Origin of the sequence: Serpentinimonas barnesii (assembly GCF_000696225.1) — a bacterium.
In the GTDB taxonomy this organism is placed as follows: Bacteria; Pseudomonadota; Gammaproteobacteria; order Burkholderiales; family Burkholderiaceae_C; genus Serpentinimonas; species Serpentinimonas barnesii.
This window is the reverse complement of the sequence record NZ_BAWN01000045.1, coordinates 1-2,442: the sequence shown is the minus strand read 5'-3', so window position 1 is coordinate 2,442 and position 2,442 is coordinate 1. Positions and strand designations below refer to the sequence as shown.

Sequence of the window (2,442 nt, the reverse complement as noted above, 5' to 3'; positions counted from 1 at the left end):
CATCCACCTCAGACTCGCTGCGATCAGCGAAGCCTTGAATTATGACACAGTTTTGTGTGTCTGGCAAAAACTTTTTAAAAAATTTTCTGCCACTCGCTGCAACAACCTTGTCACACTGTCAGGCTAGAGCTGTGCATGGCTTAAGGCCTGCTGCTCTCTGCTCTGCTTGTGCTGTCTGCCCAGCGAAGCCTTGAATTATGGCACGTTTTGCGTGCCCGTCAAGGCCTTTTCGACGTTTTCTTAAAATTTTTTGCCCCTGCTTGTCTGCTGGCGCAGCCTGCATGGGCGGTCCAGGCACACGGCACGCCATGCGCGCTACGGGCCAGGTTTTGTTCTGCCTGCCTGAGCTTGGCACAATGGCGGCCTTATCCACTTGGAACGGGTCTGTCCGACCCTCAAGCCCATGAACCACCCCAGCCCAAGCTCCACTTCCGCTACGCCCCGCTGCTACACGCTGAGCGACTTCGATTATCCACTCCCCCCCGAGCTGATAGCCCAGCAACCCTCCCCTGAACGCAGCGCGGCGCGCTTGCTCGATGGCACCGGCGCCGACCCGGTGGACCGGGTGTTTCGTGATCTGCCCAGCTTGCTGCATGCCGGTGATCTGCTGGTGTTCAACGACACCCAGGTGGTGAAGGCGCGCCTGTTTGGAGAAAAGCCCAGTGGGGGCCACTTTGAGTTGCTGCTGGAGCGCGTGCTCGGCGGCCCGCGCCACGAGGTGATTGCGCACATGAAGGTGAGCAAGAAGCCACCGCTGGGCACCGAGTTGCTGTTGTGGAACCGAACCGGGGATGCCTGGGCCGCCCGGGCAACCCTGCTGGGCCGCTGGCCCGATGCGAACGGCGCCCTGTTTCGCCTGAGCTTGAGCGAGGAACCGCACTCGCTGATGGCGGCCCATGGCCACGTTCCGCTGCCGCCCTATATTGAGCACCCTGACAGCGTCGAGGATGAGGCACGCTACCAGACCGTGTTTGCCAAGAACCCGGGGGCGGTGGCGGCCCCGACGGCCGCCCTGCATTTTGATCAGGCGGTGCTGGATGCGCTGCAAGCGCATGGGGTGCAGCGCGCCAGCGTGACGCTGCACATCGGCGCCGGTACGTTTCAGCCTTGCAAGAGCGAGAACATTGCCGAGCACGTGATGCACAGCGAGTGGTACCAGATTCCGCAAGCGACGCAAGACGCCATCCAAGAAACGCGCGCGCGCGGTGGGCGCATCGTCGCCGTGGGCACCACCTCGGTGCGCTCGCTAGAGAGCTGGGCGCGCACTGGGGAGGCCACGGGTGACACGGCACTCTATATTACGCCGGGCTTCGAGTTTGCCTTGGTCGATCGGCTGATCACCAACTTTCATCTACCCAAAAGCACGCTCATGATGCTGGTCACAGCCTTTGCCGGTTACGATCACGTGATGGCGCTGTACCAGCACGCGGTGGCGCAGCGTTACCGTTTCTTTAGCTACGGCGACTCGATGCTGCTGCAGCGCGCAGCCGCCTGACCCCCCTCCACTGGCCATCCCGAGCTCTACCCACCCCATGAACGCCGTCCAACGCACCGAAGTCGTATTCAACACCGAAGACCTGTTGACCAGCCTGTGCAACTCGGTCACCAAGGTGCTGGGCGTGGCCACCAACAGCCCGGTCAGCTACTCGGGCATGGTGCAGCGCATCCACAAGACTTGCCTCAAGCCCGATATTGGCTGCTTCGTGCTGTTTGATGGCGGTTTTTCTGGCCTGGTGATCCTTAACTTCAGCGCCCCGGCGGCGATGGAGATTTACCACAGCTACCTGCTGAGCATGGGCATGGCGCGGGCGGACCTGGCGAGCTCACACACTTCGGACGAAGTGAGCAATGTGATGGGCGAGCTGATGAACCAGGTGCTGGGCGATTTCACGAGCAAGGTGCAGCGTGAACTGCACACCTACATTTCCCAGAGCCAGCCCAAGATGCTGGTGTTGAGCAAGCAGGTGGTGCTCAGCGTGGATGCGCACCTGGACCAGCCCGAGGCGCGGCGCGTGACCTTTTACACCAGCAAGAACAACATTTTCTACCTAGAACTGGCCACCGACCGCACCGAGTTCGTGCGCCTGTACGATTTTGAGCCGCAGGAAGCGCCGAACCCGGATGAACTCATGGAGCAGACCGCGGCCAAGAACGCCCCCGCTGCCGCACCGCAGCCGGCCAAGGGCGGCGGTGACAGCGCCACCGACGAGCTGCTGCGCTCGCTCGGGATGTAAGCGCTGCTCAGCGGCCCCAGTCGGTGCGCGGCTGGTGGCGGCGCGCGTTGTTGGCAACCAGCAAGCCCAGCAAGGCCGAGGCCACGCGCGCCTGCGCTCCGTCGGCGCGGCTGGTCAGCGCAATGGGCACCCGTGCACCCAGCACAATGCCCGATCCGGTGGCCCCGGCCAGGTATTCGAGCTGCTTGGCCAGCATATTGCCGCTCTC

Annotated in this window: 2 protein-coding genes and 1 pseudogene; 2 read left to right on the top strand and 1 reads right to left on the bottom strand. The window is 62.7% G+C overall.

Annotation, left to right across the window (positions count from 1 at the left end):
- The first annotated feature begins 403 nt into the window (after positions 1 to 403).
- Together queA and SRAH_RS11090 are read left to right on the top strand one after the other, a co-directional pair.
- Positions 404 to 1,495: a tRNA preQ1(34) S-adenosylmethionine ribosyltransferase-isomerase QueA gene (queA, locus tag SRAH_RS11095; protein ID WP_045477348.1), complete on the top strand. Its 1,092-nt coding sequence runs from the start codon at positions 404 to 406 to the stop codon at positions 1,493 to 1,495.
- A gap of 37 nt (positions 1,496 to 1,532) precedes the next feature.
- On the top strand, positions 1,533 to 2,234 hold the full coding sequence (locus SRAH_RS11090) for a DUF3334 family protein (RefSeq protein ID WP_029463409.1): 702 nt from the start codon (positions 1,533 to 1,535) through the stop codon (positions 2,232 to 2,234).
- A 7-nt stretch (positions 2,235 to 2,241) separates the two neighbouring features.
- Here SRAH_RS11090 and SRAH_RS12185 read toward each other — a convergent pair.
- Positions 2,242 to 2,442: pseudogene (locus tag SRAH_RS12185) on the bottom strand (bifunctional enoyl-CoA hydratase/phosphate acetyltransferase); the annotation flags it as partial.

Bases quoted from the DNA above. Each gene is read 5' to 3' on its own strand.
- queA (WP_045477348.1), top strand. From the start codon at position 404: ATGAACCACCCCAGCCCAAGCTCCACTTCCGCTACGCCCCGCTGCTAC.
- SRAH_RS11090 (WP_029463409.1), top strand. From the start codon at position 1,533: ATGAACGCCGTCCAACGCACCGAAGTCGTATTCAACACCGAAGACCTG.